This is a genomic window from Streptomyces sp., assembly GCF_036524955.1.
Lineage (GTDB): Bacteria > Actinomycetota > Actinomycetes > Streptomycetales > Streptomycetaceae > Actinacidiphila.
Window position 1 is genome coordinate 1 of sequence record NZ_DATDBG010000178.1, and the last position, 23,013, is coordinate 23,013.

A 23,013-nucleotide genomic window follows, 5' to 3' on the forward strand; every position below is an offset into this window, starting at 1 on the left:
CCCACGGCTGCGGAGCCCCGCGGGACCGTGTCCGCCCACGGGCATGCTGCTCCGCCGCGGCTGCGGACGGCGCCCTGACGGCCGAGTTGGGCGCGATGCGCTTCCCGCCGTCGTCCACCGCGTTCCACCACTACGTGGACCTGGTGGGCCCGCAGACCAGGCCGTTCCCCAACCCGCCGGCGCCCAGCACCCCTTCGGAGATCGCGCCGGTGCCGCTGCCGGAGGAGTGAGAACTGTGTCCTCCGTGCGACGTGCCGGCCGGTCGTCCACCCGGCCCGACAGCCGGCCGTACGACCTGACGGCACGTCACCGGTCCAGTGGGGTGAGCAGGAACCGCCCCACCAGCCCGACCCCCGCGTCCAGCCGCGCCGCGCACTCCTCGTACGCGTCCGGCGACCTCCTCAGCGCCCAGAGCAGCCGGGCCGCGGCCCACGCCGCGTCCCGCGCCCGCTCCAGGCTCCACGCGCCGACCAGATGCGTCAGCGGATCGGCGCTGTCCAGCAGGTCGGGGCCGGGCATCAGCTCCTCGCGGACCCGCGTCTCGACGCCGGCCAGCACATCGCCGATCCGGTCGAAGTCGCCCTCCAGCGCGGTCGGCCGGCGGCCGGTGGCCCGGCAGGTATCCACCACCGCGAGCGCCAGGTCGTGGCCGATGTGCGCGTTGATCCCGGCCAGCGCGAACTGGAGCGGGCGGACGCCGCGGTGCCGCCGCATCCGCAGCAGGGCACGCCAGCAGGCCGGTGGCCCGGAGGGCTGACGCCCGGGCTCGCGCGGTGGCGGGCCGAGGGACGAGGCGGTCCGCGGAGAGGACGAGCAGGAAGCCGGACGCGGACGCAGCCCCGCCGCGTCGTCCTCCACCGCGGCCAAATAGCGTCCGGCGAACCGTACGGCCAGCTCGCCGGCGGTGTACGGGTCGGCGAACTCCCCGGCGGCCAGCCGCCGGCGCACCTCCTCGGTGACCGACAGGTACACCCGGTTGAACACCGCCACCCCGTCGCCGTACGGCAGCGCGCCCCCCAGCCCGCGCATCCTCGCGACCACGCACCCCATATCAGCGGCGCCCGGCCGCCCCACCGTCGTCATCCGTCCACCCTCCCAGGCACCGCCGCCGCCACCCCGTCGCACAGCGCCGACGGTCGCCGGAACGTGTGACGGCGCCTGCGGAGGCGGAACCCCGGCGTGCCCCGACTGCACACCAGCCTGCCCCAACTGCCCTTTTGCGGACACGAGTAGGCGGCGCGCCTGTGCCATGGCGTAATCCCGCGAGATGTTTTGGCCGGGTCCGGCTTCGACAGCGCGTGAGGGACCGCTAACGTGGAGGCACGGTCCGGCGGGCTCGATTCCCCCGTGCGCGCCCGCCGGACCCTTGTCGTTCCGCTGCCCGGGCGCGGCCGTTCGCCGCCGGGAGCCGGAACCGTCCCCTTCGCGGTGCCGCCGTCACTCGGCCGGTGTGCCGCCGGTCGCGGCGGGTACCCCGGCCGGGACGGTGGGGTCCGCGACGTCCTTGCCTCCGCTGGGCCGGACCACCCCCGCGCCCAGCACCACCCCCAGCGTCAGCGCCGTGACCAGGCCGAAGGACACGGTGAGTGAACTCGCCCCGGCGATACCGCCGATGGCCGCCGGAGCGACCAGGCCCGAGGTGTACGTGACGGTCGCGACGCCCGCGATGGCCTGGCTCGGCACCGGGCCGCGCCGCCCGGCCGCCCCGAAGCAGAGCGGGACCACCACGGAGACGCCCACCCCCAGCATCGCGAAGCCGGCGATGGCCGGCGCCGGGGTGTGCGCCACCACGACGAGCGTCCCGCCGACGGTGGCGATCACACCGCCGCAGCGCAGCGTGGTCACCGCGCCGAGCCGCCGTACCACCAGGTCGCCCAGCAGCCGTGCGGTCGCCATCGTGCACGCGAAAGCGGTGTACGCGAGCGCGGCCACCGCGGGGGAGGCGCTGGCGACGTCCCGCAGGTAGACCGCGCACCAGTCGGCGCTGGCGCCCTCCGCGAACACCCCGCAGAACCCGACCGCGCCGATCACCAGCGCGGAGCGCGGCGGGAGGGCGAACCGCGGCGGAGCGGACTCGTCCGCGGCGGGCCGGACGTCCGGGGCGCCCGTGCAGACGACCAGCGCGACCACCGCCAGCAGTGCCGACATCGCGCCCAGGTGGATACGGCCGTCGAGCCCGGCGTGCGCGGCCGGGACACTGATCGCCGCGCCGATCAGGGTGCCCACACTCCACATGCCGTGCAGCCCCGACATGATCGACCTGCCCTTGTGCTCCTCGACGGCCACGCCGAGCGCGTTCATCACCACGTCCGCCATGCCGGCGGCGGCGCCGACGGCGAACAGCGTCAGACAGAGCCAGGGCAGGCCGGGGGCGAGCGGCGGCAGCGCGAGCACGGCACACCACAGGGTGAGCAGCGTCCGCAGCGCGGTTCGTGAACCGAACCGGTGCATCAGCCGTCCGGCCAGCGGCATCATCAGCGACGAGCCGATCGCGGGGCAGACCAGGGCGAGGCCCAGCGCGCCCGGACTCAGCTCCAGGTGGTCCTTGATCCAGGGGATACGGCCGGCGAAGGTACCGCTCACCGCGCCGTGCACGGCGAACGCCGTCGCGACGATCAGGTGGGCGCGGCGGAGCGGGATGGGGGCGGCGCGCCCGGCGGCGCCGGTACTGGTCATGCTCATGTGCGGTAAATTATCAGGAAGCCTGCCTGAAAGTTAGTGGGTTTCCGACTGGGCTCGGCCGGGGGACCGGGCCGGGTTCCGGCTGGAGTCTCCGGCCGGGCAGCAACGCCGTGGAAGGATCGCCCGCATGACCGTCACCCGCGCGCAGCCCGCGCGTCCCGGGCGCAACGCGTCGCCGCGCACCGCACGCGCCATCAACGACCGGCTCGCCCTGCGTCTGCTCCAGGAGGAAGGACCGCTCACCGCCGGGCAGTTGAAGGAGCTGACCGGCATGTCCCGGCCGAGCGTCGCCGACCTGGTCGAACGGCTCCAGGACTCCGGGCTGATCGAGGTGGTCGGGGAGACCGGCGAGGCACGGCGCGGCCCGAACGCGCGGGTCTACGGGATCGTCGCACACCGGGCGTACGTGGCCGGGTTCGACGTCCGGGTCGAGAGCGTCGCGGTGGAGATCGCGGACCTGCTCGGCCGGACGGTGGCCCGGGCCGAACTGCCGGTCGCCGAGCACGCGGACCCCGCGCGGATCGTGGCGGACGCGGTCGCGCTGCTGCTGGGCGCCGCCCGGACGGCCGGGGCGGCCGGACTGCACACCGTGGCGTTCGGCGCCCCCGGGCTCATCGACCCGCTGACGGGCCGGCTCGGCCCCATCGGCGCGCTGCCGGCGTGGCACGGCGACCTGGTGGACGAGGTACGGCGGCGGCTGGGCGTACCGGTGCTGCTGGAGAACGAGGTCAACCTGGCCGCGGTGGCGGAGCACCGGGTGCGCGGTGGCGGGGAGGCGGACACGTTCGTCCTGCTCTGGATCGGCGGCGGGGTCGGGGCGGGCGTCATGCTCGACGGGCGGCTGCGGCGGGGTGCCTCCGGCGGGGCCGGCGAGGTCGGTTTCCTTCCCCTCTCGCCGTCCGGCGAACCGCCGACCGCGACGGACCGCGGGACCGGGTACCACGGGCTGACGGGGAGCCGGGCGGTGTGTGCGCTCGGGCGGTCCTACGGGCTCGCCGCCGCGGGCGAGGGGGACGGCGCGGCCGGCGCGGCGGCGATGGTGCGGGCGGCGCTCGCGGGGGAGGGGGCGGCGGGGGCCGCGGCCTTCCTCGGCGAACTGGCCTCCCGGATCGCCCTGGGCGCGGCGGCGGTGTGCGCGGTGCTCGATCCGGGGCGGGTGGTGCTGGCCGGGGAAGTGGGGGCGGCCGGCGGCGAACGGCTCGCCGCACTCGTCTCCGCGCGGCTCTCCCGGCTGTCCCCGCTGCACACCCGCGTTCAGCCCACGGCTGTCCCCGACGGCCCCGTCCTGCGCGGAGCCGTCATCATGGCCATGGACGCGGCCCAGGAAGCGCTCTTCGCTCCCGCGGGGTAGCCCGATCTGCCGGCGCCTGCCGGCGCCGGGTCTCTGTCACCCTCCCCCTGCCTCTGGCGGCAGGCCCCACACCCGTGCGGATCGCAGGCCGGGCACGGGTCTTCGTGCGGATGCGGGTCGTCCGGTGGTGGTCCCCGTGGCCCGCCGGCGGCTGCCGCGCCGTGCGCACGCGCCCTGTGCGTTCGTGGCGCTCGCGGCCTGCGGCCGGTGGGCGCAGGCCAATTGGAGCCGCACGCGAGGGGAGCCCTGTGAGCCAGACCACAGGAACTCGGTGGATCGCCGACAGCGTGACGTGGCAGACTGACTCCCGTACCAGTGACGTATCGCGCACTCCGGGGTCGGTGCAATTCCGAACCGGCGGTTACAGTCCGCGACCCGTCCGCAGCCAGCGGGCGGTTGACCAGGTGAAATTCCTGGACCGACGGTGAAAGTCCGGATGGGAGGCAGTGCGCGGCGGGCGTTCACGAAGGTACGCCGCCGCAGGCGGGCCCGCGGGCGAGCAGTCCGCGCAGGCCGTGAGCGATCCGGCGTCCTGGTTGACACACGCCAAGGCGTGTGCGTTCCCGCTCGCAGTCCCAATGCCCCGGAGTCCGTGCCCGAAGAGGCAGGAGGACCCGGTGGCCACCGCCACGGAAACCGACGCGATGCGTCGCGCTGTCGCGCTCTCCGCCCGCGCGCTCGGTGCCACCGCCCCCAACCCCGTTGTGGGCTGCGTGATCCTCGACGCGTCCGGGGCCGTCGCGGGCGAGGGCTGGCACCAACGGGCCGGCGGGCCGCACGCCGAGGTCAACGCGCTCTTCGCGGCCGGGCAACGGGCCCGCGGCGGCACCGCCCTGGTCACCCTGGAACCGTGCAACCACACCGGCCGTACCGGACCGTGCGCCAGGGCGCTGATCGAGGCCGGCATCGCCCGGGTCGTGTACGCCGTCGACGACCCCGGCCCGGTCGCGTCCGGCGGCGCGGGCACACTGCGGGCGGCCGGCGTCGACGTGGAGAGCGGGCTGCTCGCGCAGGAGGCCGCGGCGGTCAACGCCGCCTGGCTCACCTTCGCACGCCTCGGCCGCCCCTACGTGCGCTGGAAGTACGCCGCCACGCTCGACGGCCGGATCGCCGCCGCCGACGGTTCGAGCCGCTGGATCAGCTCGCCCGAGTCCCGCGCCGACGTGCACCGGTTGCGCGCCGAGGCCGACGCCGTGGTCGTCGGGTCCGGCACCCTGCTCGCCGACGACCCGCACCTGGCCGTACGCGGCATCGACGGCGTCACCCAGCCGCTGCGGGTTGTGGTCGACAGCCGGGCCCGTATCACCGGCGCGGCCCGAGTCCTGGACGACGCCGCCCCGACCCTGATAGCCGTCGCCGAGGACGCCGACACCTCCCACCTCCCGGGCGTCGGCATCGCCCGGCTGCCGTGCGACAAGAACGGCACCGGGCTCGATGTCCCCGCGCTGCTCGCCGAGTTGGCCGGCCGCGGGGTGCGCTCGGTGCTGCTGGAGGGCGGGCCGACGCTCGCCGGGGCGTTCGTCGAGGCCGGCGCCGTCGACACCGTCACCGCCTACCTCGCTCCCGCGCTGCTCGGCGCCGGCCCGGCCGTCCTGGCGGACGCCGGAATCACCACCATCGCGCAGGTGTTGCGGCTCGACGTGACCGACGTCGCCCGCCTCGGGCCCGACCTGCGCGTCACCGCCGTTCCGACTGCCCCACAGGAGAGCTGAAGTGTTCACCGGAATCGTCGAAGAACTGGGTGAGATCACCGCCGTCGAGGATCTGGGCGACGCCTCCCGTTTCACCGTCCGCGGACCCGTCGTGACCGAGGGCGCCAAGCACGGTGACTCGATCGCCGTCAACGGCGTCTGCCTGACCGTCGTGGACTACGGCGACGGCGCGTTCACCGCCGACGTCATGGCCGAGACGCTGAAGCGCTCCAGCCTCGGCGCGCTCCGGGCCGGCTCCCGGGTCAACCTCGAACGCCCGATGGCGCTCGGCGGTCGGCTCGGCGGGCACCTCGTCCAGGGCCACGTGGACGGCACCGGCAGGCTGCTGGAGCGCATCCCCGCCGAGCACTGGGAGATCGTACGGATCTCGCTGCCCGCCGAACTCTCCCGCTACGTCGTGGAGAAGGGCTCCATCACGGTCGACGGCATCAGCCTGACCGTGGTCGAGGCCGCGGCCGACGCCTTCACCGTCAGCCTCATCCCGACCACCCTCGCGCTGACCACGCTCGGCCGCAAGCAGCCCGGCGACCCGGTCAACCTCGAAGTGGACGTCATCGCCAAGTACGTGGAGCGGATGCTGACCACGCCCGGAGCGGAGGCCACCACGGGGCAGCCGACCGCCGCCGCGACCGGGCCGACCGCCGCCGACACACAGCCGGAGGCCGTCAAGTGAGCGCGCTGCACTGGCTGAACAGCGAGGCGTTCACCGCCTTCGACCAGCACGTCATCTGGTCCGACATGATCGGCAACCTGCTGGGTCTGGGCGCGCTGGCACTCGGCTGGCGGCGCGCGATGCTCTCCTGGCCGGTGCAGTTGCTCTCCGGCGTGGTGCTGGTCGCCGCGTTCTGGTCGGCGAACCTGGGCGGCGGCGTGGGCAAGCAGTTCGTGGTGATCACCCTCGCCGTGTGGGGCTGGTACCAGTGGCGGCGCGGCCGGGCGCGCACCGGCCGGGTCGCCGTCCGGTTCGCCACCTGGCGGGAACGGGCGGTGCTGGTCGCCGCCACCGGCCTCGGCACGGTCGCCGTCGCCTCGCTCTTCCTGGCCTACCCGTCGCTGTCCTGGAACCCGTGGCCGGACGCGTACATCTTCACCGGCACGCTCGCCGCGATGGTCGCCCAGGCCCGCGGCTGGGTCGAGTTCTGGTTCGCCTGGCTCGCGGTGGACCTGGTCGGCGTGCCTCTCAACTTCCACAGCGGCCTGCCGTTCTCCGGTCTGGTCTACAGCATCTACTTCGTCCTGGTGATCGCGGGGATGTACGCGTGGTGGCAGCAGACCAGGAAGACCGGTGCCGAGACGCCCGAGCCATCCGAGACACAGCCTCAGTCGCAGAGCAGCACCGTTACGGAGGGAGTGACGGCATGAGTGCCGTGACCGCACTGCACGACGACTGGTACGACGCCGAGGCCGACCTCGTACTCGACCCCGTCGAGCGCGCCGTCGCCGACATCGCCGCCGGCCGCCCGATCGTGGTGGTGGACGACGAGAACCGGGAGAACGAGGGCGACCTGGTCGTCGCCGCCGAGAAGATCACCCCGGAGATCGTCGCCTTCATGATGTCCGAGTGCCGCGGGCTGATCTGCGTGCCGATGGAGGAGACCGAACTCGACCGCCTCGACCTGCCGCAGATGGTCGCGGCCAACACCGAGTCGATGCGCACCGCCTTCACCGTCTCGGTGGACGCGAGCGGCGAGCACGGCGTGACCACCGGGATCTCCGCCGCCGACCGGGCCACCACCATCCGGCTGCTGGCCGAACCCTCCGCGGTGGCCGGGGACTTCGTACGCCCCGGGCACGTCTTCCCGCTGCGGGCCAGGGCCGGCGGCGTGCTGGTGCGGGCCGGCCACACCGAGGCGGGAGTGGACCTGGCCCGGCTGGCCGGACTGCGGCCCGCGGCGGCCATCGTGGAGATCGCCCGCGAGGACGGCGCCATGGCCCGGCTGCCCGAACTCGTGCCCTTCGCCCGCAAGCACGGCCTGTCGATCATCTCCATCGAGGATCTGATCGCCTACCGCCGCTCCTCCGAGCCCACCGTCCGCCGCGAGGCCAGCACCACGCTGCCCACCGCGTACGGCGACTTCCGCGCCCACGGCTACCGCGGCACCGTCGACGGCGTCGAGCACATCGCGCTGGTCGCCGGTGACCTCGGCGACGGTCAGGACGTCCTGGTCCGGGTGCACTCCGAGTGCCTGACCGGCGACGTCTTCGGCTCACAGCGTTGCGACTGCGGCCCGCAACTCCAGGCCGGGCTGCGCAAGGTGGCGCAGGAGGGCCGCGGCGTGGTGATCTACCTGCGCGGTCACGAGGGCCGCGGCATCGGCCTGATGTCCAAGCTGCGCGCGTACGAGCTCCAGGAACGCGGCCGGGACACCCTCGATGCCAACCTGGAACTCGGCCTGCCCGCCGACGCCCGCGACTACGGCGCCGCCGCCCGCATCCTCGCCGACCTCGGGGTGCGCTCACTGCGGCTGATGACCAACAACCCGGCCAAGACCGGCGCGCTGGTCCGGCACGGCCTCGACGTGCTGGGCCGCGAACCGATGCCGGTCGCCGCCGGCGAGCACAACCTGCGCTACCTGCGCACCAAGCGGGACCGCATGGGCCACGACCTGCCGTGGCTCGACAGCGCCCACCAGTAGCACCCGTCCGGGCGCACACGAGCCGAAGCACGACCCAGCACCGACGAAGCACCGAGGAGAGAAGTGAGCGGTAAGGGCGCCCCCGAGCTGACCGTGAAGAACTGCGGCGACCTGCGCGTCGCCGTGATCGCGGCGCAGTGGCACACCCAGGTGATGGACGGCCTCGTCGACGGGGCCGTCCGCGCCCTGCGCGAGTACGGCATCGACGAGCCGACCCTGCTGCGGGTCCCGGGCAGCTTCGAACTCCCGGTCGTCGCGAAGGTCCTGGCCGGCCGCGGCTACGACGCGATCGTCGCGCTCGGGGTGATCATCCGCGGTGGCACCCCGCACTTCGAGTACGTCTCGCAGGGCGTCACCGCCGGACTCACGCAGGTGTCCGTGGACAGCGGCGTCCCGGTCGGTTTCGGCATCCTGACCTGCGACACCGAGGAGCAGGCGCTGGACCGCGCCGGTCTGCCCGGCTCGAACGAGGACAAGGGGCACGAGGCGGTCACCGCGGCGGTGGCCACCGCGAGCCTGCTGCGTTGGGTCGCCGAGCCCTGGCGCTGACCCGCCGGCCATTGCCCGTAGGCTAGGACCACCATGGCCAACAAGACATTCGAGGCGCTCTTCATCGAGCTCCAGCACAAGGCCGCCACCGGCGACCCCAGCACGTCCCGCACCGCCGAGCTGGTCGGCAAGGGCGTGCACGCGATCGGCAAGAAGGTGGTGGAGGAGGCCGCCGAGGTGTGGATGGCCGCCGAGTACGAGGGCGCCGACGCCACCGCCGAGGAGATCTCCCAGCTCCTGTACCACGTTCAGGTGATGATGGTCGCCCGGGGAATCTCCCTGGACGACGTCTACGCTCATCTCTGAGCGCGTTCGCGCCGCTCGCATCCGTCCCCCCGAACCCTCCCCGTAGAACCGCGGCACCCCCGCGACACGCCGGACACCCCGAGACAAGGAAGCTGTACTCATGCTGCGCATCGCCGTCCCGAACAAGGGCTCACTGTCCGGACCTGCGGCGGCCATGCTCCATGAGGCCGGTTACCGCCAGCGCAAGGAGTCGAAGGAACTCGTCCTGGTGGACGCCGACAACGGCGTGGAGTTCTTCTACCTGCGCCCCCGCGACATCGCGATCTACGTCAGCTCCGGCCGCCTCGACATCGGCATCACCGGCCGGGACCTGCTGCTGGACTCCGGGGCGAACGCCGAGGAGATCCTCCGGCTCGGCTTCGCCCGGTCCACCTTCCGGTACGCCGGCCGGCCCGGTGTCGCGCTGACCGTCGGCGACCTCGGCGGGATGACGGTGGCCACCTCGTACGAGGGCGTGGTCGAGAAGCACCTGGCCGAGCACGGCGTGGATGCCTCCGTGGTGCACCTCGACGGCGCCGTGGAGACCGCCATCCAGCTCGGTGTCGCCCAGGTCATCGCCGACGTCGTGGAGACCGGCACCTCGCTGCGGAACGCCGGCCTGGAGACCTTCGGTGAGCCGATCATGGAGTCCGAGGCGGTGGTCGTCCGGCGCACCGGCGCCGACCCGCAGGACCCCAAGGTGCAGCAGTTCCTGCGCCGTCTCCAGGGCGTCCTGGTCGCCCGGGCGTACGTGATGATGGACTACGACATCCGGGTCGAGCAGGTCGAGCGGGCCGTCGCCCTCACCCCCGGCCTGGAGTCGCCCACCGTCTCCCCGCTGCACCACGAGGGCTGGGTCGCGGTCCGCGCCATGGTCCCCACCCGGGACGCCCAGCGCATCATGGACGAGCTGTACGACCTCGGCGCCCGCGCGATCCTGACCACCGGCATCCACGCCGCCCGCCTGTGATGACCGCGAACGAGCCGCCGCCCGCCCTGCGCGACCCCTCGGCGCCGGCCTGCCTGCCCGTGACCTTCCGGCCGGTGGTCACCCGGCTGGTGCTGCTCACCATGGCGGTCGTGCTCTTCGTCACGCTCACCGTGATCGCGGTGCTGATGCCGCACGACGGCGCCGCTCCCTGGAGCACGGGCGACCGGGCCACCGTGGTGATCACCGCGGCCCTGATCAGCGGGGTGCTGGTACTGCTCAGCCGGCCCAAGGCGGTCGCGGAGCCGGCCGGCCTGACCGTCGTCAACCTGACGGTCAGGCGCCGACTCGCCTGGGCCGAGGTGGTGCGGGTCAACCTGCGGTCCGGTGACGCCTGGGTGCACCTCGACCTGGCCGACGGAACCACGCTCGCGGTGATGGGCATCCAGCCCGGCATCGCCAGGGAGCAGGCACTCAGGGACGCGGCGAGGCTGCGGGACCTGGTGGCGGCCCTCGGCGAGGCCGACGGTACGGCGACGGGCCCGGGCCCGCACTGAACCCTCCGCTGCGAACGCGGGGCCGTCCGCGGTGCGTTGTCGCGCCACGGTCCCCGGCGCGACCTCGTCCTACGCGGCCGCCGCAGCTATGACTACCCTGGATGCGAGCGCCACCCACCGCGCCCGCCCCGCACCGATCCTCGCCGCACGTACCATCCAGTGCGCCGCGGGGCCCCGACCACCCGAGGAGTGACACTCACACCCCGATGGACGAACCGTCCGGTAGTACCTGCGCCGCCCCTCCCTCCCTGCCCTCCGGAGCGGCGGCATCATGATCACCTCACTGCTGCTTCTCGCAGCGGCCTTCGTCCTGATCCTCGCCAACGGCTTCTTCGTCGCCGCCGAATTCGGCCTGGTGACCGTGGAGCGACCGGCTGCCGAACGCGCCGCGGCCGACGGTGACCGGCGCGCCCGCAGCGTCGTGGCCGCGCTGTGCAAACTCTCCTTCCAGCTCTCCGGCACCCAGCTCGGCATCACCATCACCTCGCTGGTGGTCGGCATGCTCGCCGAGCCCGCGCTCGCCGACCTGCTCACCGGGCCGCTGCACGCGCTCGGCGTACCGAAGGGCGCCGCCCCCGGTTCCGCCGTCGTCCTCGGCATGATGATCGCCTCCGGTGTGCAGATGGTGATCGGTGAGCTGGTCCCCAAGAACTGGGCCGTCTCCCGTCCGCTGGCCGTCGCCCGGGTGGTCGCCGGACCGCAGCGCGCCTTCTCCGGCGCCTTCCGCCCGGTCATCGAACTGCTCAACCGGGCCGCCAACAATCTGGTGCGGATGTTCGGCGTCGAGCCGGCCGACGAGCTGGCCTCCGCCCGCACCCCCACCGAGCTGGTCTCCCTCGCCCGGCACTCCGCGCTGGCCGGCGCGCTCGAACAGGACACCGCCGACCTCTTCGTGCGCACCCTGTCGCTCGGGGACCTCACCGCGGAGAACGTGATGACCCCCCGGGTACGGGTCAGTGCCCTGGAGGACACCGCCACCGCCGCCGACGTCCTCAACCTCACCCGCGCCACCGGACTGTCGCGCTTCCCCGTCTACCGGGAACGCCTGGACGACATCACCGGCATGGTCCACCTCAAGGACGCCCTCGCCGTCCCCGCCGACCAGCGCGACCGCACCCCCGCGGGCCGGATCGCGGTCGCCCCCCTGCTCGTCCCCGAGACCCTGCCCGGCCAGCAGCTCCTGGAACTGCTGCGCAGCGAGCAGCCGATCGCGGTCGTCGTGGACGAGTACGGGGGCACGGCCGGCGTGGTCACACTGGAGGACATCGTCGAGGAGCTGGTCGGCGAGGTCCGCGACGAGCACGACGCCGCCGACCAGCCCGAACTCGCCCAGGCGCCGCCCGAGTCCGGTCGCCCGGCCTGGGACGCGGACGGCGGCTGCCGGGTCGACGCCCTGGCAGGGATCGGCCTGATCGCCCCGGAAGGGCCGTACGAGACGGTCGCCGGGCTGGTCGCCGATCTGCTGGCGCGCATCCCGGAGGTCGGCGACGTCGTGGAGCTGCCGGACTGGCGGCTGCGCGTCGTGGAGGTCGGCCACCACCGCTCCGAACGCGTACGGATCGTGCGGACCGGACCGGCCGCGGGGGAGGCGAGCAAGCGATGAGCGCACTCCAACTCCTCTTCGCCGTCCTGCTGGTGCTCGGCAACGGCTTCTTCGTCGGCGCCGAGTTCGCGCTGATCTCGGTCCGCCGCAGCCAGATCGAACCGCTCGCCGAAGGCCACCGCCGGGCCCGTACCGTGCTGTACGGCCTGGAACACCTGCCGCAGATGATGGCCGCGGCCCAGTTCGGCATCACCGTCTGCTCGCTGACGCTGGGCGCGGTCGCCGAGCCGACCGTCGCGCACCTGCTGGAACCGGTGTTCTCCGCCGCCGGGATCCCGGAGGGGCTGATCCACCCGATCGGCTACGTGCTGGCGCTGGCTGTGGTGGTCTTCCTGCACCTGGTGATCGGCGAGATGGTGCCGAAGAACCTGGCGATGGCCGCGCCGGAGAGGACCGCGCTGTGGCTCAGCCCCGGACTCGTCGGCTTCGCCCGGGTGTTCCGCCCGGTCATCGCGGTGCTCGGCGCGTGCGCGCGGCTGATCCTGCGGGCCTTCCGGGTCGAGCCGAAGGACGAGGTGGACGCGGTGTTCACCAGTGCCGAGCTGACCGTGCTGGTGGAGGACGCCCGGCGGGCCGGGCTGCTCGACTCCGACGAGCAGGAACGCCTGGAGGACGCGCTCGAACTGGGCACCCGCCCGGTCACCGAGGTGCTGCTCACCCCCGGCGAGCTGATCACCCTGGAACCCTCCGCGACCCCGCGCGAGGTCGAGGAACTGACGGTACGTACCGGGTACTCCCGTTTCCCGGTCGCCGTGCCCGGCGGCGGGCCGGGCTACCTCGGGTACCTGCACGTCAAGGACGTACTGGACGTCGAGGACGACGACCGCCCGATCCCGCAGCGGCTGTGGCGCCCGATGATCACGCTCCGGGCCGACCTCCCGCTCGACGACGCCCTCACCGCGATGCGCCGCGCCGCCTCGCACCTGGCCGCGGTCGCGGACGCCTCCGGCCGCGTGCTCGGTCTGGTCGCCCTGGAGGACGTCCTGGAGATGCTGGTCGGTGAGGTGCGCGACCCCGCCCACCGGGACGCGGAGGTGCCGCTGCCGGCGGGCGAACGGTCCGCGGTGGACCCCGCGGAGGGGCCGGGCGAACTCGTGCGGTGAGGCGCGCCCCGACGTGGGCACGCGGGGAACCGCGCGACCCGGTGGGCGGGGTCGCAGTCCGGTCCGGGACCCGCCGAGCCCGTCCCGGTCGCGCTCGGGGCGCCGGCCGGCGGGGGCCGGGCGCGCAGCCCCCGCGCCCCTATTCGCCCGGGTCGGGGGGCGGCACCCCCGGGCCGCGGCCCGAGAGGACTTCGCCGTAGGCCTGCATGAGGTCGGGCAGCCGCAGGGTGGAGAGTTCCTCGCGGCTCGGGGGAGCCGGGTACTCCGAGAGCCGCAGGTCCCGGTAGGCGCAGCTCTTCTCGTAGAGGGTGCGCAGCAGGCGGCCGTTGCCGAGTTCGTCGATCCAGCCCTGGTCCACCACGTGGCCGCTGATCGCCCGCAGCTCGTCCAGCGCCTCCTCGTCCCAGTGGTCGCCGTTCTCCGCGGCGAGCACCTGGCCGATCCGGGTGAGCTCCGGCGGGCGGTAGCTGGGGAAGTCCACCCGGGTGGTGAAGCGCGAGCCGAGACCGGGATTGACGGCGAGCAGCCGGTCCATGCCCTCGGGATACCCGGCCAGGATCACCACCAGCCGGTCCCGGTTGTCCTCGGCGCGCTTGAGCAGCACCTGCAACGCCTCGTCGCCGTATGCGTCGCCCTTGCTGTAGCCGGAGTTGGACAGCGCGTACGCCTCGTCCACGAAGAGCACGCCGCCGAGCGCGGAGTCGATCAGTTCATTGGCCTTCACCGCGGTCTGGCCCAGGAACTCGCCCACCAGGTCGGAGCGCTGGGCCTCCACCAGGTGGTCGCCGCCGAGCAGCCCGAGGGCGTAGAAGACCCGGCCGAGTATCCGGGCCACGGTGGTCTTGCCGGTGCCGGAGGGGCCGGAGAAGACGAAGTGACGTTTGGGCGGCTGCACCGGAAGGCCCTGCGCGGCCCGCAGCCGGGCCATCCGCAGCTGCGCGGAGAGCGCCTTGACCTGCCGTTTGACCGGTTCCAGGCCGACCATGCGGTCGAGCTCGGCGAGCGCCTCGGCAAGGAGTAACGGGTCGGAGCCGCCGAGCGGGAGCTGGGCGGGGAGTCCGCCGCCGCTGCCCATCGGTGCGGCGGACCGGTCCCGTACGTCGTCGTCCAGCGGCCCGGTGGCCAGCAGCGACTCGTCCAGTTCGGGGCCGACCGGACCGCCGCCGGGGCCCGGCTCCGGCAGCAGCTCCAGGTCGGCGCCGCCTTCCGGGACCGCCTGTCCGGCACCGGCCAGCGGTACGGCGGCCAGGCTCGCGTTCTCGTCCAGACCGAGGCCGTCCTCGGTCTCGTGGATCGCGGCGAGGCGGGCCGCGGTGTCCATGAAGGCCGGGTCCACCCGGTGCACCGCGCGGTAGAGCGGCACCGCGGCGGCGGTCCGGCCGGTCCCCTCGTACGCGCGGGCCAGCCAGTACCGCAGCTCCTTGCGCTGCGGCTGCTCGCTGCGGCACCGCATCAGGGCGGCGGCCAGCAGCGGTTCCGCCTGCCCGCACATCTCCAGGCGGACCCGGGCCATGCCGCCGAACAGCCCCGCCTCGATGCCGAGGACCGGGTCGCCGAGCAGGGGTTCGGTGTGCCGGACCAGGTGCTCCCAGTCCTTGACCAGGTAGGCGCGGCAGGCGTGCAGAAAGCGGACCTGCGGGTCGGTGTCGATCGGCGGGCAGTCCGCCAGCGCCCGGTCCAGCTCGGCGACATGGCGGCCGTCCAGCCAGTGCGAGGCGTGCGCGAGCAGCAGGTCGCGGCTGGTCTCCAGCACCGGCTGCACCCACCAGCCGAGCCAGTACCAGGAGTTGAGGGTGCGGCGGTGCGCGGACCGCTGCTCGCCGAAGCGGTCCCGGTGCCGGTACATCTGGAGCAGCGCTGTCGCGGTGTCGGCCCGCAGCGCGTGCAGGCCCAGCCAGGCGTCCGCCATGCCGGGGTCCATCCGCACCGCGGACCGGAACTCCTCCTCGGCCTGCACGTACGCGCCCATGGTGTACGCGTCCACGCCGCGCAGCCAGGCCAGGTCTGCCGGGGAGCCCGGACGGTCGGTGCCGAAGTCCATCAAGTCCCCACCATTCCGTCCCCCGCCGCGCGCCGACGCCCTCGCCCCAACCCGGTTGTGCCGGGCGGGAGTTGAGGCAGGCAGCAGGATCCCCCGGCCCCGCCGCTCCGCCCCTCTTTTTTCGCATCGTACCCGCGATGGCTGGATCACCGTAGGGTGCCGTACGGACGCACGGGTGCCGGGCGGTGACGGTCCGTGAGGAGTGCGAGGTGTCGAACGGGGCATTCCGGTCGCGTGGACAAGGCGAAGCCCCCGGTCACGGGGGAACAACCGGGGGCTTCGCGTCCGAGGAGCGGCGATTTCCAGCCGCTTGTTGAAAACGTAATTGCTGCATAGCCGGGTGGTCAAGTCAAGTCGCGCCACACCGGGGGAGTGCGTGGCCGCCCGCAGCGGGCCGCCGCCGGGCGGTCACTCGGGGTGACCGAATCCGCCGTGCTCGGCCCCCGCGACGAAGCCGGGAACCGCCCGGTACCCGTCCTGGGACTGGTGGATCAGCAGATCCGCGAAGGGCCGGGACGGGTCGGCGGCGAAATGCGCGTCCTCCTCACGGGTCCAGCCGGTCCAGAAATGCGCCAACCCCGGGCCGTCGCGCCGCAGTCCGCGCCGCCGCGCGGTGGCCGGATCCACCTCCAGCCACAGCAGCAGCGTCAGGTACGGGCGTACGGCCGACCGTCCGGTGCCGACGCCTTCCAGCAGGACGACGGGCGCCGCCGGGATCTCGCGCTCACCCGCGAAACGGCGCGCCGTCCAGTCGTACACCTCGTGCCTGGCGGTCCGGCCCCCGGACAGCGGCCCGAGTACCTGGGCGGCCAGCCGCGCGGTCCATGCGAACGGCTCCTCGTGCGTGGCCAGATCGTCCGTGTGCACGACCGGAGCCCCGCCGAGTTCCCTTGCCAGCCGCGTGGCCAGCGTCGTCTTCCCCGACCCCGCGTGCCCGTCCACGGCCACCAGCCGCACCGGTCCGCAGGACGGCGGCAGCAGCGGCAGCGACCCGACCAGCCGGGGTAGCGTGAGACGGTCCATGACCGCCGAGGGTACGTGCCCGGGGCGGGACACGCGCGCCGGGCGGCCCCGCGGCGGCGGCAACGGCCGGCCCCGCGGACTCGGACGGGCGCTACCGTGGAGACGTGAACGTCACCGAGGTCTCTTCCCTGTATCCGGCCGAGCGTCTGGAGGCGGCCCGGAGGGCCACGGAGGACGCGGGGCTCGACGCGCTGCTGGTGACGCCGGGGGCGGATCTGCGGTACCTCACCGGGTACCAGGCCCTGCCGCTGGAGCGGTTGACGTGCCTGGTGGTGCCGGCCGGCGGGGAGCCGTTCCTGGTGGTACCGGCGCTGGAGAAGCCCGCCGCCGCGGCGTCGCCGGCCGGCGCGCTCGGGATCGGGATCACCGGTTTCGACGAGACCGACGACCCGTACGCGCTGATCGCCCGCCGACTGCCGGTGGGCACCCGGCTGTTCGCCGTGGACAACCACATGTGGGCCGAGAAGCTGCTCGCGTTCCAGGCCGCGCTGCCCGGCGCGCAGGCCGGGCTCGCCGGGGACGTGCTGTCGGTGCTGCGGATGCGCAAGAGCCCGGCCGAGGTGGCCGCGCTGCGCCGCGCGGGCGCCGCGATCGACCGGGTGCACCGCCGGATCGGCGAATGGCTGCGGCCCGGCCGTACCGAACGCGAGGTCGCCAAGGACATCGCCGACGCGATCCTCGACGCGGGCCACGCCTGTGTGGACTTCGTCATCGTCGCCTCGGGTCCCAACGGCGCCAGCCCGCACCACGAGGTGTCCGACCGGGTGATCAGGACCGGCGACCCGGTGGTCGTCGACATCGGCGGCACCACCGCCGACGGCTACTGCTCCGACTCCACCCGCACCTACGCGGTCGGCGAGCCGCCAGCCGCCTTCCGGGAGCTGTACGAGGTGCTGCTGCACGCCCAGACCGCGCAGACCCGGGCGGTACGCCCCGGTATCACCGCCGAGGAACTGGACGCGGTCGGCCGGGACATCATCACCGAGGCCGGCTACGGCCAGCACTTCATCCACCGCACCGGACACGGCATCGGCCTGGAGACGCACGAGGAGCCGTACATCGTGGCGGGCAGCAAGCGGGCGCTGGAGCCGGGCATGGCGTTCTCCGTCGAGCCGGGGATCTATCTGCCCGGTACCTTCGGGGCGCGGATCGAGGACATCGCGGTCTGTACCGAAACCGGCGGCGAGCGGCTCAACCTGACGGGGCGTGACCTGGTGGTTCTGCCCGGTTGAGCCGCCAGTGGTGGAGACCAATGTTGGTCGCGGCGCGGGCCCGGAAACCCTGGTGAGAACCGCGGGTGAACAGCGATAGTTGTGCGCACCCGCCCTGCCTGCCCGGGCGCGGGCGGGTCTTCCCGTGTCACTCGAGGGGAACCGAGGGGAACACCGCCATGACCAGTAACGCGCCCCGGCGTGCCGTACTCGCCGCCGCGCTCGCGGCAGCGGCGGCCACCGCGACCGCGCAGTCCGCCTCCGCCGCCCCGGCGGCCGTCTCCGGTACGGCCGCCGTTCCCGGCGCCGCGCCGCAGGCCGCAGGTGACGCCGCGACAACCGACGACGCGCCCGTCGACTACCACGGCTGGACGTCGTTCACCGGCTGGATGTCCGGTGTCCACTCCGGCACCCGCCCGGTCGCCGGGCGCCGCCCCGGCCTGCGGATCACGCACGCCACCGGCACGTTCGACTACACCGACCCGCACACCGGCACCACCGCGACCTGGGAGTCGGCGTCCTGGACCTCACCGGTCCGCACCGTGCCGTACCCCGCGAGCGAGCTGGTCGCCTCCTGGAACGCACACACGCCCGCGGGCACCTGGCTCCAGGTCGAGCTGCTCGGCACCTACACCGACGGCACCGCCACCCCCGACTACGTCATGGGCCGCTGGACCGCCGGAGACGGCCCGGAGGACATCCGGCGCACCTCGGTGGACGACCAGACCGACGGCAAGAGCACCATCTGGACCGACACCTTCTCCGTCGACGACACCGGCGTCGGCCCGCTGCTCGCCTCGTACCGGCTCCGCCTGACGCTCTTCCGCAAGCCCGGCACCACGCTCACCCCCACGGTGTGGCGGCTGGGCGCGATGGCCTCCGCCATCCCGGACCGCTTCACCGTACCCGCCTCCGTGCCGGGGGTGGCCGCCGGCATCGAACTACCGGTGCCGCGCTACTCGCAGAACATCCACAAGGGCCAGTACCCGGAGTACGACAACGGCGGCGAGGCCTGGTGCAGCCCGACCTCGTCGACGATGGTCATCGAGTACTGGGGCCGCGGCCCGACCACCGAGGACCTGGCATGGGTGGACCCCGCCTTCGCCGACCCGCAGGTCGACCACGCCGCCCGCCACACGTACGACTACCAGTACGAGGGGTGCGGCAACTGGCCCTTCAACACGGCGTACGCGGCCACCTTCAAGGATCTGCAGGGTGTCGTCACCCGGCTGCGCTCGCTGGACGACGTGGAGCGGCTGATCAAGGCCGGCATTCCGCTGATAACGTCTCAGTCCTTCCTGGCCTCCGAGCTGGACGGCGCGGGATACGGGACCTCCGGCCACCTGCTGTGCGTCGTGGGCTTCACACCGGAGGGCGACGTGGTCGCCAACGACCCGGCCAGCTCCGGCGACGACGCGGTCCGCAACGTCTACAAGCGCTCGCAGTTCGAGACCATCTGGCTCCGAACGAAGCGCTACAACGCCGCGGGCCAGCTCCGCAGCGGCACCGGCGGCATCTGCTACATCTACTTCCCCGCGCACCCGAGCCCTGGTCAGCGGCGCGCGCTCGAGTCCGTGGGCGTGCTCTAGGCCCGGATTTCGGAGGGCTGACGCCCGAGCTCCTGGAGTGGGCGGCCGAGGAACGAGGCGGCCCGCGGAGGGAGTGAGCAGGAAGACCGACCGAGGAGGCGTGGGCTGACGCCCGAGCTCCTGGAGTGGGCGGCCGATGGGCCCCTCCTGCCTGACGGCGGGCAAGGAGGGAGAGGCCACCACCCGCGGAGGGAGCGACCAGGAAGACCGACCAGGAAACGGGCCGCCCTCGCCCACCGGTGAGGCGGCCCGTTCTCCCCGGAACGGCCGGACGGGGCAGCCGTGAACGGGCCTTGATTCTCGCGGGCGGGCCCCGCGGCGGGAGAGCCGGCGGGGCCGCCCCACGGCGTGTGCGCAACCCCGCACGTGCGCGTTTTCGCATATGCACATGCCGGTGGTTGTTGACCGAAAACGGACCTACCGTCTCCGGATCGGTGTTTCACTCCGAACAGGTGATCAGTAGCCTCGTGGGTGAGCCTCCGTGGCCCCCTCGATCCGCGAACCCCCGTCCCAGAGGCGTCCGTTGAGCCCCATGAGCTGGAGACACGTATCGTGACCGACCGTCCATCCTGGGCCCCGCGGGGCATCGATCTCACCGTGCCCAGCGTCTCGCGGATATACGACTACTTCCTCGGCGGATCGCACAACTTCGAGGTGGACCGGGAAGCGGCCAGGGTGGCGCTGAAGGCACTGCCGGGCATCCCCAAGATCGGTCAGGCCAACCGCGCGGTCATGCGGCGCGCCGTGCACTTCGCGGTGGAGCGCGGCATCACCCAGTTCCTGGACATCGGCTCCGGAATCCCCACCTTCGGCAACGTCCACGAGGTCGCCCAGGCCGCCAGCCCCGGCGCCCGGGTCGTCTACGTCGACAACGACCCGGTCGCCGTCGCCCACAGCCGGGCCGTACTGGAGGGCAACGAGGACGCGACGATCGCCGCGGCCGACCTGCGCGACCCGCACTCCATCCTGGGCAGGTCCGAGACCAAGCGGCTGCTGGACTTCGACCGGCCGGTCGCGCTGATGCTCGTCGCCGTCGTGCACTTCCTGTCCGACGACGACCGCCCGGCCGAGATCATCGCCACCCTGCGGGACGCGCTGGCACCGGGCAGCGTCATGGTCATCACCCACGCCACCCTCGGCCCCACGCCGGAGGGGCAGCGCGGGGTGCAGGAGGCCTACCAGCGCACCACCACCCCGCTGATCATGCGCAGCCGCGAGGAGCTGGAACCTTTCTTCGCCGGCTTCGAACTCGTCGAACCCGGCCTCGTACCCCTCCCGTACTGGCGGCCCGACAGCCCGCCCGGTGACGACGACGATCCCGCCGTACTCCACGGCCTGGCCGGCGTGGGGCTGAAGGCGTGACGACCGAGCCGGCGGCGGCCGGGGTCCAGGAGGTGGTTTCTCCCGAGGACAGTCTCCGGCGGTTCGCCGCCATCTGGAGCCGGGCGATCTACCCGGTGACCGCCACGTCGATGACCCGTACCGAGTTCGAGGACCACCTGCTGCCGCTGGCCCGCATCCTCAGCGACGCGCTTCGGGCCCGGCCGTTCGACCCGCGGGCCGCCGTGCAGGTCGGTACGTCGCTGGTCGACGCCCACTGCACCGACCCCGACGCGCTGCCCAGCATCCTCGGCGTCGTCGACGCCTACCTCCTGCTGTACTGCGGGCCCGACCTGCCGGTGGACGAGGGCCGCGCCCGCTGCGCACGGCTCCAGCACGCGGTGGCCGTCGGCTTCTCCCAGGCACTGCGCGAACGCACCCTGACCGAGCAGGAGTCCATATCCCGCGCCGCGCTCGCCGCCCAGGCCGACGCCGAACGGGCGCTGGCCGCCAGCGAGGCCAGGTTCCGCGCGGTCTTCGAGGGCGCCGCCATCGGCATCGGCATCGCCGACATGAGCGGGCAGGTGCTGGAGATCAACGACGCGCTGGCCCGGATGTTCGGCAGCGAGGCCCACATCATGCGGCGCAACGTCAGCGAGTGGGTGCACCCCGACAACGCGCCCGGCATCCGCACCCTCAACGCCGAACTCGTCCGCGGCGAACGCGACGGCTACCACATCGAGAAGGCCTATTCGCGCGCCGACGGCTCCGCCCTATGGGCCAACCTCCGGGTGTCGCTGCTGCGGGACTCCGCCGGAGAGCCGCAGTACCAGCTCGCGCTCCTGGAGGACATCACCGAGCGCCGCGGACTGCTGCGCAGGCTGCGGCACCAGGCCACCCACGACGCGCTCACCGGACTGCCCAACCGGGCGATGTTCTTCGAAAGCCTCGACCAGGCACTGGCACCCGGCTCCGCCGATCGGATCGGTGTGTGCTACCTCGACCTGGACGGTTTCAAGACCATCAACGACAGCCTCGGTCACGCGGTGGGGGACCGGCTGCTGATCGCCGTCGCCGAACGCCTGCGCAACTGCCTCACCTCGCCGCAGCAGCTCGTCGCCCGGATCGGCGGCGACGAGTTCGTCGCCCTCTACGTCGATCCACCGGGCCTGCGCGAGGTCACCGACCTGGCCGCCCGCATCCTGGACGCGCTGTCCACCCCCGTCATCCTCGACGGCCGCGAACTGCCCGTCACCGGCAGCATCGGCATCGTGCACGGCCCGGTCGGCGGCCGCGCCGCCGCCGACGTACTGCGCAGCGCCGACATCACCATGTACCGGGCCAAGGAGCAGGGCGGCAACCGTTACGAGGTCGCCGACCCGGACGCCGACGCCCGCGCGATCACCCGGCACGGCCTGACCAACCGGCTGCCCGGCGCACTGGAACGCGGCGAGTTCTTCATCGAGTACCAGCCGCTCATCGGCCTGGAGGACGGCGCCGTGCGCGGCGCGGAGGCCCTGGTGCGCTGGCTGCACCCGGTCCACGGCGTGCTCGGTCCCGACAAGTTCATCCCGTTGGCCGAGAGCACCGGCCAGATCGTGCCGCTCGGCCGCTGGGTGCTGGAGGAGGCCGCCCGGCAGGCCCGGGGCTGGCAGGGCGACGACGCCGGCCGCGCGCCGCACGTCAACGTCAACCTCTCACCGATGCAGCTCCACCACCCCAACCTGGTCGCCGAGGTCGCCCGCGCGCTGGACGAGAGCGGCCTGCCACCGGCCTCGCTCTGCCTGGAGGTCACGGAGAGCGCGCTGATCGGCGCAGACGAGGACGCGCTCAAACCGCTGCGGCGGATCGCCGACCTCGGCGTCGAGATCGCCCTCGACGACTTCGGTACCGGCTACTCCAACCTCTCCTCGCTGCGCTGGCTGCCGGTCAGCGTCCTGAAACTGGACCGCTCCTTCACCCACGGGATGCGGCAGCGCACCGCGGACCCGGTCGACGCCAAGATCGTCGAGGGAATCGTCTCGCTCGCCCACGGCCTGGGCATGTCCGTCACCGTCGAGGGCGTGGAGACCCGGACCCAGGCCGAACACCTGCGGGCCCTGGGGTGCGACACCGGCCAGGGCTGGTACTACGCGCGGCCCGGACCGCCGGAGCTGCTGCGCCGGCTGGTCTTAGCCGAAGCCCGCTGACGAAGACCACGGGGGGCGACGAGGCCGGCCTGCCGGGGGCTGCGTGGCACGGGAGGCGGCGCACGGGGTGAGGCCGGAACATGAAGGGGAACCGGTGGCGGCCCGGCGGTGGCCGGAAGAGGCCTGCCGCGGGCCGGGCGAGCGCTGGTGACGGGTGGCCCCGGAACGGGCATACTCCATCCGCCGGACGTGGCGATCGCTGTCGTGGCGCGACCCGTCGCGAGAGGGAACGCA

The 23,013-nt window shown here is 73.4% G+C and carries 19 protein-coding genes, 1 pseudogene and 1 riboswitch; of the genes and pseudogenes, 16 read left to right on the forward strand and 4 right to left on the reverse strand.

All coding sequences use genetic code 11. The features are described 5' to 3' along the window. A pseudogene (locus VIW71_RS14395) lies at window positions 1–203 on the forward strand (hypothetical protein); the annotation flags it as partial. A gap of 103 nt (window positions 204–306) precedes the next feature. Here the strand turns inward: VIW71_RS14395 and VIW71_RS14400 are convergent. Both VIW71_RS14400 and VIW71_RS14405 read right to left on the reverse strand, forming a co-directional pair. Next, window positions 307–1,083, reverse strand: a complete 777-nt coding sequence (locus VIW71_RS14400; RefSeq protein WP_331622615.1) for a DUF5995 family protein — start codon at window positions 1,081–1,083, stop codon at window positions 307–309. Window positions 1,084–1,437: 354 nt separating this feature from the next. Beyond that, window positions 1,438–2,682 carry an MFS transporter gene (locus tag VIW71_RS14405; RefSeq protein ID WP_331622616.1) on the reverse strand — a complete coding sequence of 415 codons (1,245 nt, stop codon included), beginning with the start codon at window positions 2,680–2,682 and terminating at the stop codon, window positions 1,438–1,440. Between the two features lie 127 nt (window positions 2,683–2,809). Between VIW71_RS14405 and VIW71_RS14410 the strand changes: the two genes are divergently transcribed. The 11 genes from VIW71_RS14410 (at window position 2,810) to VIW71_RS14460 (ending at window position 13,406) form a co-directional block, all read left to right on the forward strand. Next, window positions 2,810–4,033 (forward strand): ROK family transcriptional regulator, encoded by a 1,224-nt coding sequence (locus VIW71_RS14410; protein ID WP_331622617.1) that lies wholly within the window; start codon window positions 2,810–2,812, stop codon window positions 4,031–4,033. A gap of 323 nt (window positions 4,034–4,356) precedes the next feature. Continuing rightward, a riboswitch (FMN riboswitch) is annotated at window positions 4,357–4,487 on the forward strand. Window positions 4,488–4,650: 163 nt separating this feature from the next. Further along, window positions 4,651–5,745 (forward strand): bifunctional diaminohydroxyphosphoribosylaminopyrimidine deaminase/5-amino-6-(5-phosphoribosylamino)uracil reductase RibD, encoded by a 1,095-nt coding sequence (gene ribD / locus VIW71_RS14415; RefSeq protein WP_331622618.1) that lies wholly within the window; start codon window positions 4,651–4,653, stop codon window positions 5,743–5,745. 1 nt (window position 5,746) lies between these two features. Continuing rightward, window positions 5,747–6,418, forward strand: a complete 672-nt coding sequence (locus VIW71_RS14420; RefSeq protein WP_331622619.1) for a riboflavin synthase — start codon at window positions 5,747–5,749, stop codon at window positions 6,416–6,418. After that, window positions 6,415–7,107: a nicotinamide mononucleotide transporter family protein gene (locus VIW71_RS14425; protein ID WP_331622621.1), complete on the forward strand. Its 693-nt coding sequence runs from the start codon at window positions 6,415–6,417 to the stop codon at window positions 7,105–7,107. The genes VIW71_RS14420 and VIW71_RS14425 overlap by 4 nt, the downstream gene beginning before the upstream one ends. Beyond that, entirely contained in the window at window positions 7,104–8,381 is a 1,278-nt protein-coding gene (locus VIW71_RS14430; RefSeq protein ID WP_331622623.1) for a bifunctional 3,4-dihydroxy-2-butanone-4-phosphate synthase/GTP cyclohydrolase II, read from the forward strand. The genes VIW71_RS14425 and VIW71_RS14430 overlap by 4 nt, the downstream gene beginning before the upstream one ends. A 63-nt stretch (window positions 8,382–8,444) precedes the next feature. Beyond that, window positions 8,445–8,930, forward strand: coding sequence for a 6,7-dimethyl-8-ribityllumazine synthase (ribH, locus tag VIW71_RS14435; protein WP_331622624.1), 486 nt, complete (start codon window positions 8,445–8,447; stop codon window positions 8,928–8,930). Between the two features lie 33 nt (window positions 8,931–8,963). Then, the gene (locus VIW71_RS14440; RefSeq protein ID WP_331622626.1) at window positions 8,964–9,236 is read left to right on the forward strand and encodes a phosphoribosyl-ATP diphosphatase; all 273 of its coding nucleotides are present in this window, start codon (window positions 8,964–8,966) and stop codon (window positions 9,234–9,236) included. 100 nt (window positions 9,237–9,336) lie between these two features. Further along, on the forward strand, window positions 9,337–10,185 hold the full coding sequence (hisG, locus tag VIW71_RS14445; RefSeq protein ID WP_331622627.1) for an ATP phosphoribosyltransferase: 849 nt from the start codon (window positions 9,337–9,339) through the stop codon (window positions 10,183–10,185). Next, window positions 10,185–10,700, forward strand: a complete 516-nt coding sequence (locus VIW71_RS14450) for a PH domain-containing protein (protein WP_331622628.1) — start codon at window positions 10,185–10,187, stop codon at window positions 10,698–10,700. Before hisG ends, VIW71_RS14450 begins: the two co-directional genes overlap by 1 nt. A gap of 271 nt (window positions 10,701–10,971) precedes the next feature. Continuing rightward, complete coding sequence (locus tag VIW71_RS14455) at window positions 10,972–12,303, forward strand: hemolysin family protein (protein WP_331622629.1); 1,332 nt, start codon at window positions 10,972–10,974, stop codon at window positions 12,301–12,303. After that, window positions 12,300–13,406, forward strand: a complete 1,107-nt coding sequence (locus tag VIW71_RS14460) for a hemolysin family protein (protein ID WP_331622630.1) — start codon at window positions 12,300–12,302, stop codon at window positions 13,404–13,406. Before VIW71_RS14455 ends, VIW71_RS14460 begins: the two co-directional genes overlap by 4 nt. A 139-nt stretch (window positions 13,407–13,545) precedes the next feature. On the opposite strand, the gene VIW71_RS14465 is transcribed toward VIW71_RS14460, so the two are convergent. Further along, complete coding sequence (locus tag VIW71_RS14465) at window positions 13,546–15,447, reverse strand: AAA family ATPase (RefSeq protein ID WP_331622632.1); 1,902 nt, start codon at window positions 15,445–15,447, stop codon at window positions 13,546–13,548. Window positions 15,448–15,855: 408 nt separating this feature from the next. After that, complete coding sequence (locus tag VIW71_RS14470) at window positions 15,856–16,470, reverse strand: uridine kinase family protein (protein WP_331622633.1); 615 nt, start codon at window positions 16,468–16,470, stop codon at window positions 15,856–15,858. Window positions 16,471–16,574: 104 nt separating this feature from the next. Between VIW71_RS14470 and VIW71_RS14475 the strand changes: the two genes are divergently transcribed. From VIW71_RS14475 to VIW71_RS14490, 4 genes are all read left to right on the forward strand, one after another. Continuing rightward, window positions 16,575–17,702, forward strand: coding sequence for a M24 family metallopeptidase (locus VIW71_RS14475; protein WP_331622634.1), 1,128 nt, complete (start codon window positions 16,575–16,577; stop codon window positions 17,700–17,702). Window positions 17,703–17,860: 158 nt separating this feature from the next. Then, complete coding sequence (locus tag VIW71_RS14480) at window positions 17,861–19,270, forward strand: peptidase C39 family protein (RefSeq protein WP_331622635.1); 1,410 nt, start codon at window positions 17,861–17,863, stop codon at window positions 19,268–19,270. A 552-nt stretch (window positions 19,271–19,822) separates the two neighbouring features. Then, complete coding sequence (locus tag VIW71_RS14485) at window positions 19,823–20,632, forward strand: SAM-dependent methyltransferase (protein ID WP_331622636.1); 810 nt, start codon at window positions 19,823–19,825, stop codon at window positions 20,630–20,632. Next, window positions 20,629–22,779 carry a putative bifunctional diguanylate cyclase/phosphodiesterase gene (locus VIW71_RS14490; protein ID WP_331622637.1) on the forward strand — a complete coding sequence of 717 codons (2,151 nt, stop codon included), beginning with the start codon at window positions 20,629–20,631 and terminating at the stop codon, window positions 22,777–22,779. The genes VIW71_RS14485 and VIW71_RS14490 overlap by 4 nt, the downstream gene beginning before the upstream one ends. Window positions 22,780–23,013 lie beyond the last annotated feature (234 nt).

What these genes read in the sequence shown, in the direction of transcription:
- VIW71_RS14455 (WP_331622629.1), top strand. Translation starts at nt 10,972, where the DNA reads ATGATCACCTCACTGCTGCTTCTCGCAGCGGCCTTCGTCCTGATCCTC.
- VIW71_RS14440 (WP_331622626.1), top strand. Translation starts at nt 8,964, where the DNA reads ATGGCCAACAAGACATTCGAGGCGCTCTTCATCGAGCTCCAGCACAAG.
- VIW71_RS14450 (WP_331622628.1), top strand. Translation starts at nt 10,185, where the DNA reads ATGACCGCGAACGAGCCGCCGCCCGCCCTGCGCGACCCCTCGGCGCCG.
- VIW71_RS14410 (WP_331622617.1), top strand. Translation starts at nt 2,810, where the DNA reads ATGACCGTCACCCGCGCGCAGCCCGCGCGTCCCGGGCGCAACGCGTCG.
- VIW71_RS14465 (WP_331622632.1), bottom strand. Translation starts at nt 15,447, where the DNA reads ATGGACTTCGGCACCGACCGTCCGGGCTCCCCGGCAGACCTGGCCTGG.
- VIW71_RS14400 (WP_331622615.1), bottom strand. Translation starts at nt 1,083, where the DNA reads ATGACGACGGTGGGGCGGCCGGGCGCCGCTGATATGGGGTGCGTGGTC.
- VIW71_RS14460 (WP_331622630.1), top strand. Translation starts at nt 12,300, where the DNA reads ATGAGCGCACTCCAACTCCTCTTCGCCGTCCTGCTGGTGCTCGGCAAC.
- hisG (WP_331622627.1), top strand. Translation starts at nt 9,337, where the DNA reads ATGCTGCGCATCGCCGTCCCGAACAAGGGCTCACTGTCCGGACCTGCG.
- VIW71_RS14430 (WP_331622623.1), top strand. Translation starts at nt 7,104, where the DNA reads ATGAGTGCCGTGACCGCACTGCACGACGACTGGTACGACGCCGAGGCC.
- VIW71_RS14470 (WP_331622633.1), bottom strand. Translation starts at nt 16,470, where the DNA reads ATGGACCGTCTCACGCTACCCCGGCTGGTCGGGTCGCTGCCGCTGCTG.
- VIW71_RS14480 (WP_331622635.1), top strand. Translation starts at nt 17,861, where the DNA reads ATGACCAGTAACGCGCCCCGGCGTGCCGTACTCGCCGCCGCGCTCGCG.
- VIW71_RS14405 (WP_331622616.1), bottom strand. Translation starts at nt 2,682, where the DNA reads ATGAGCATGACCAGTACCGGCGCCGCCGGGCGCGCCGCCCCCATCCCG.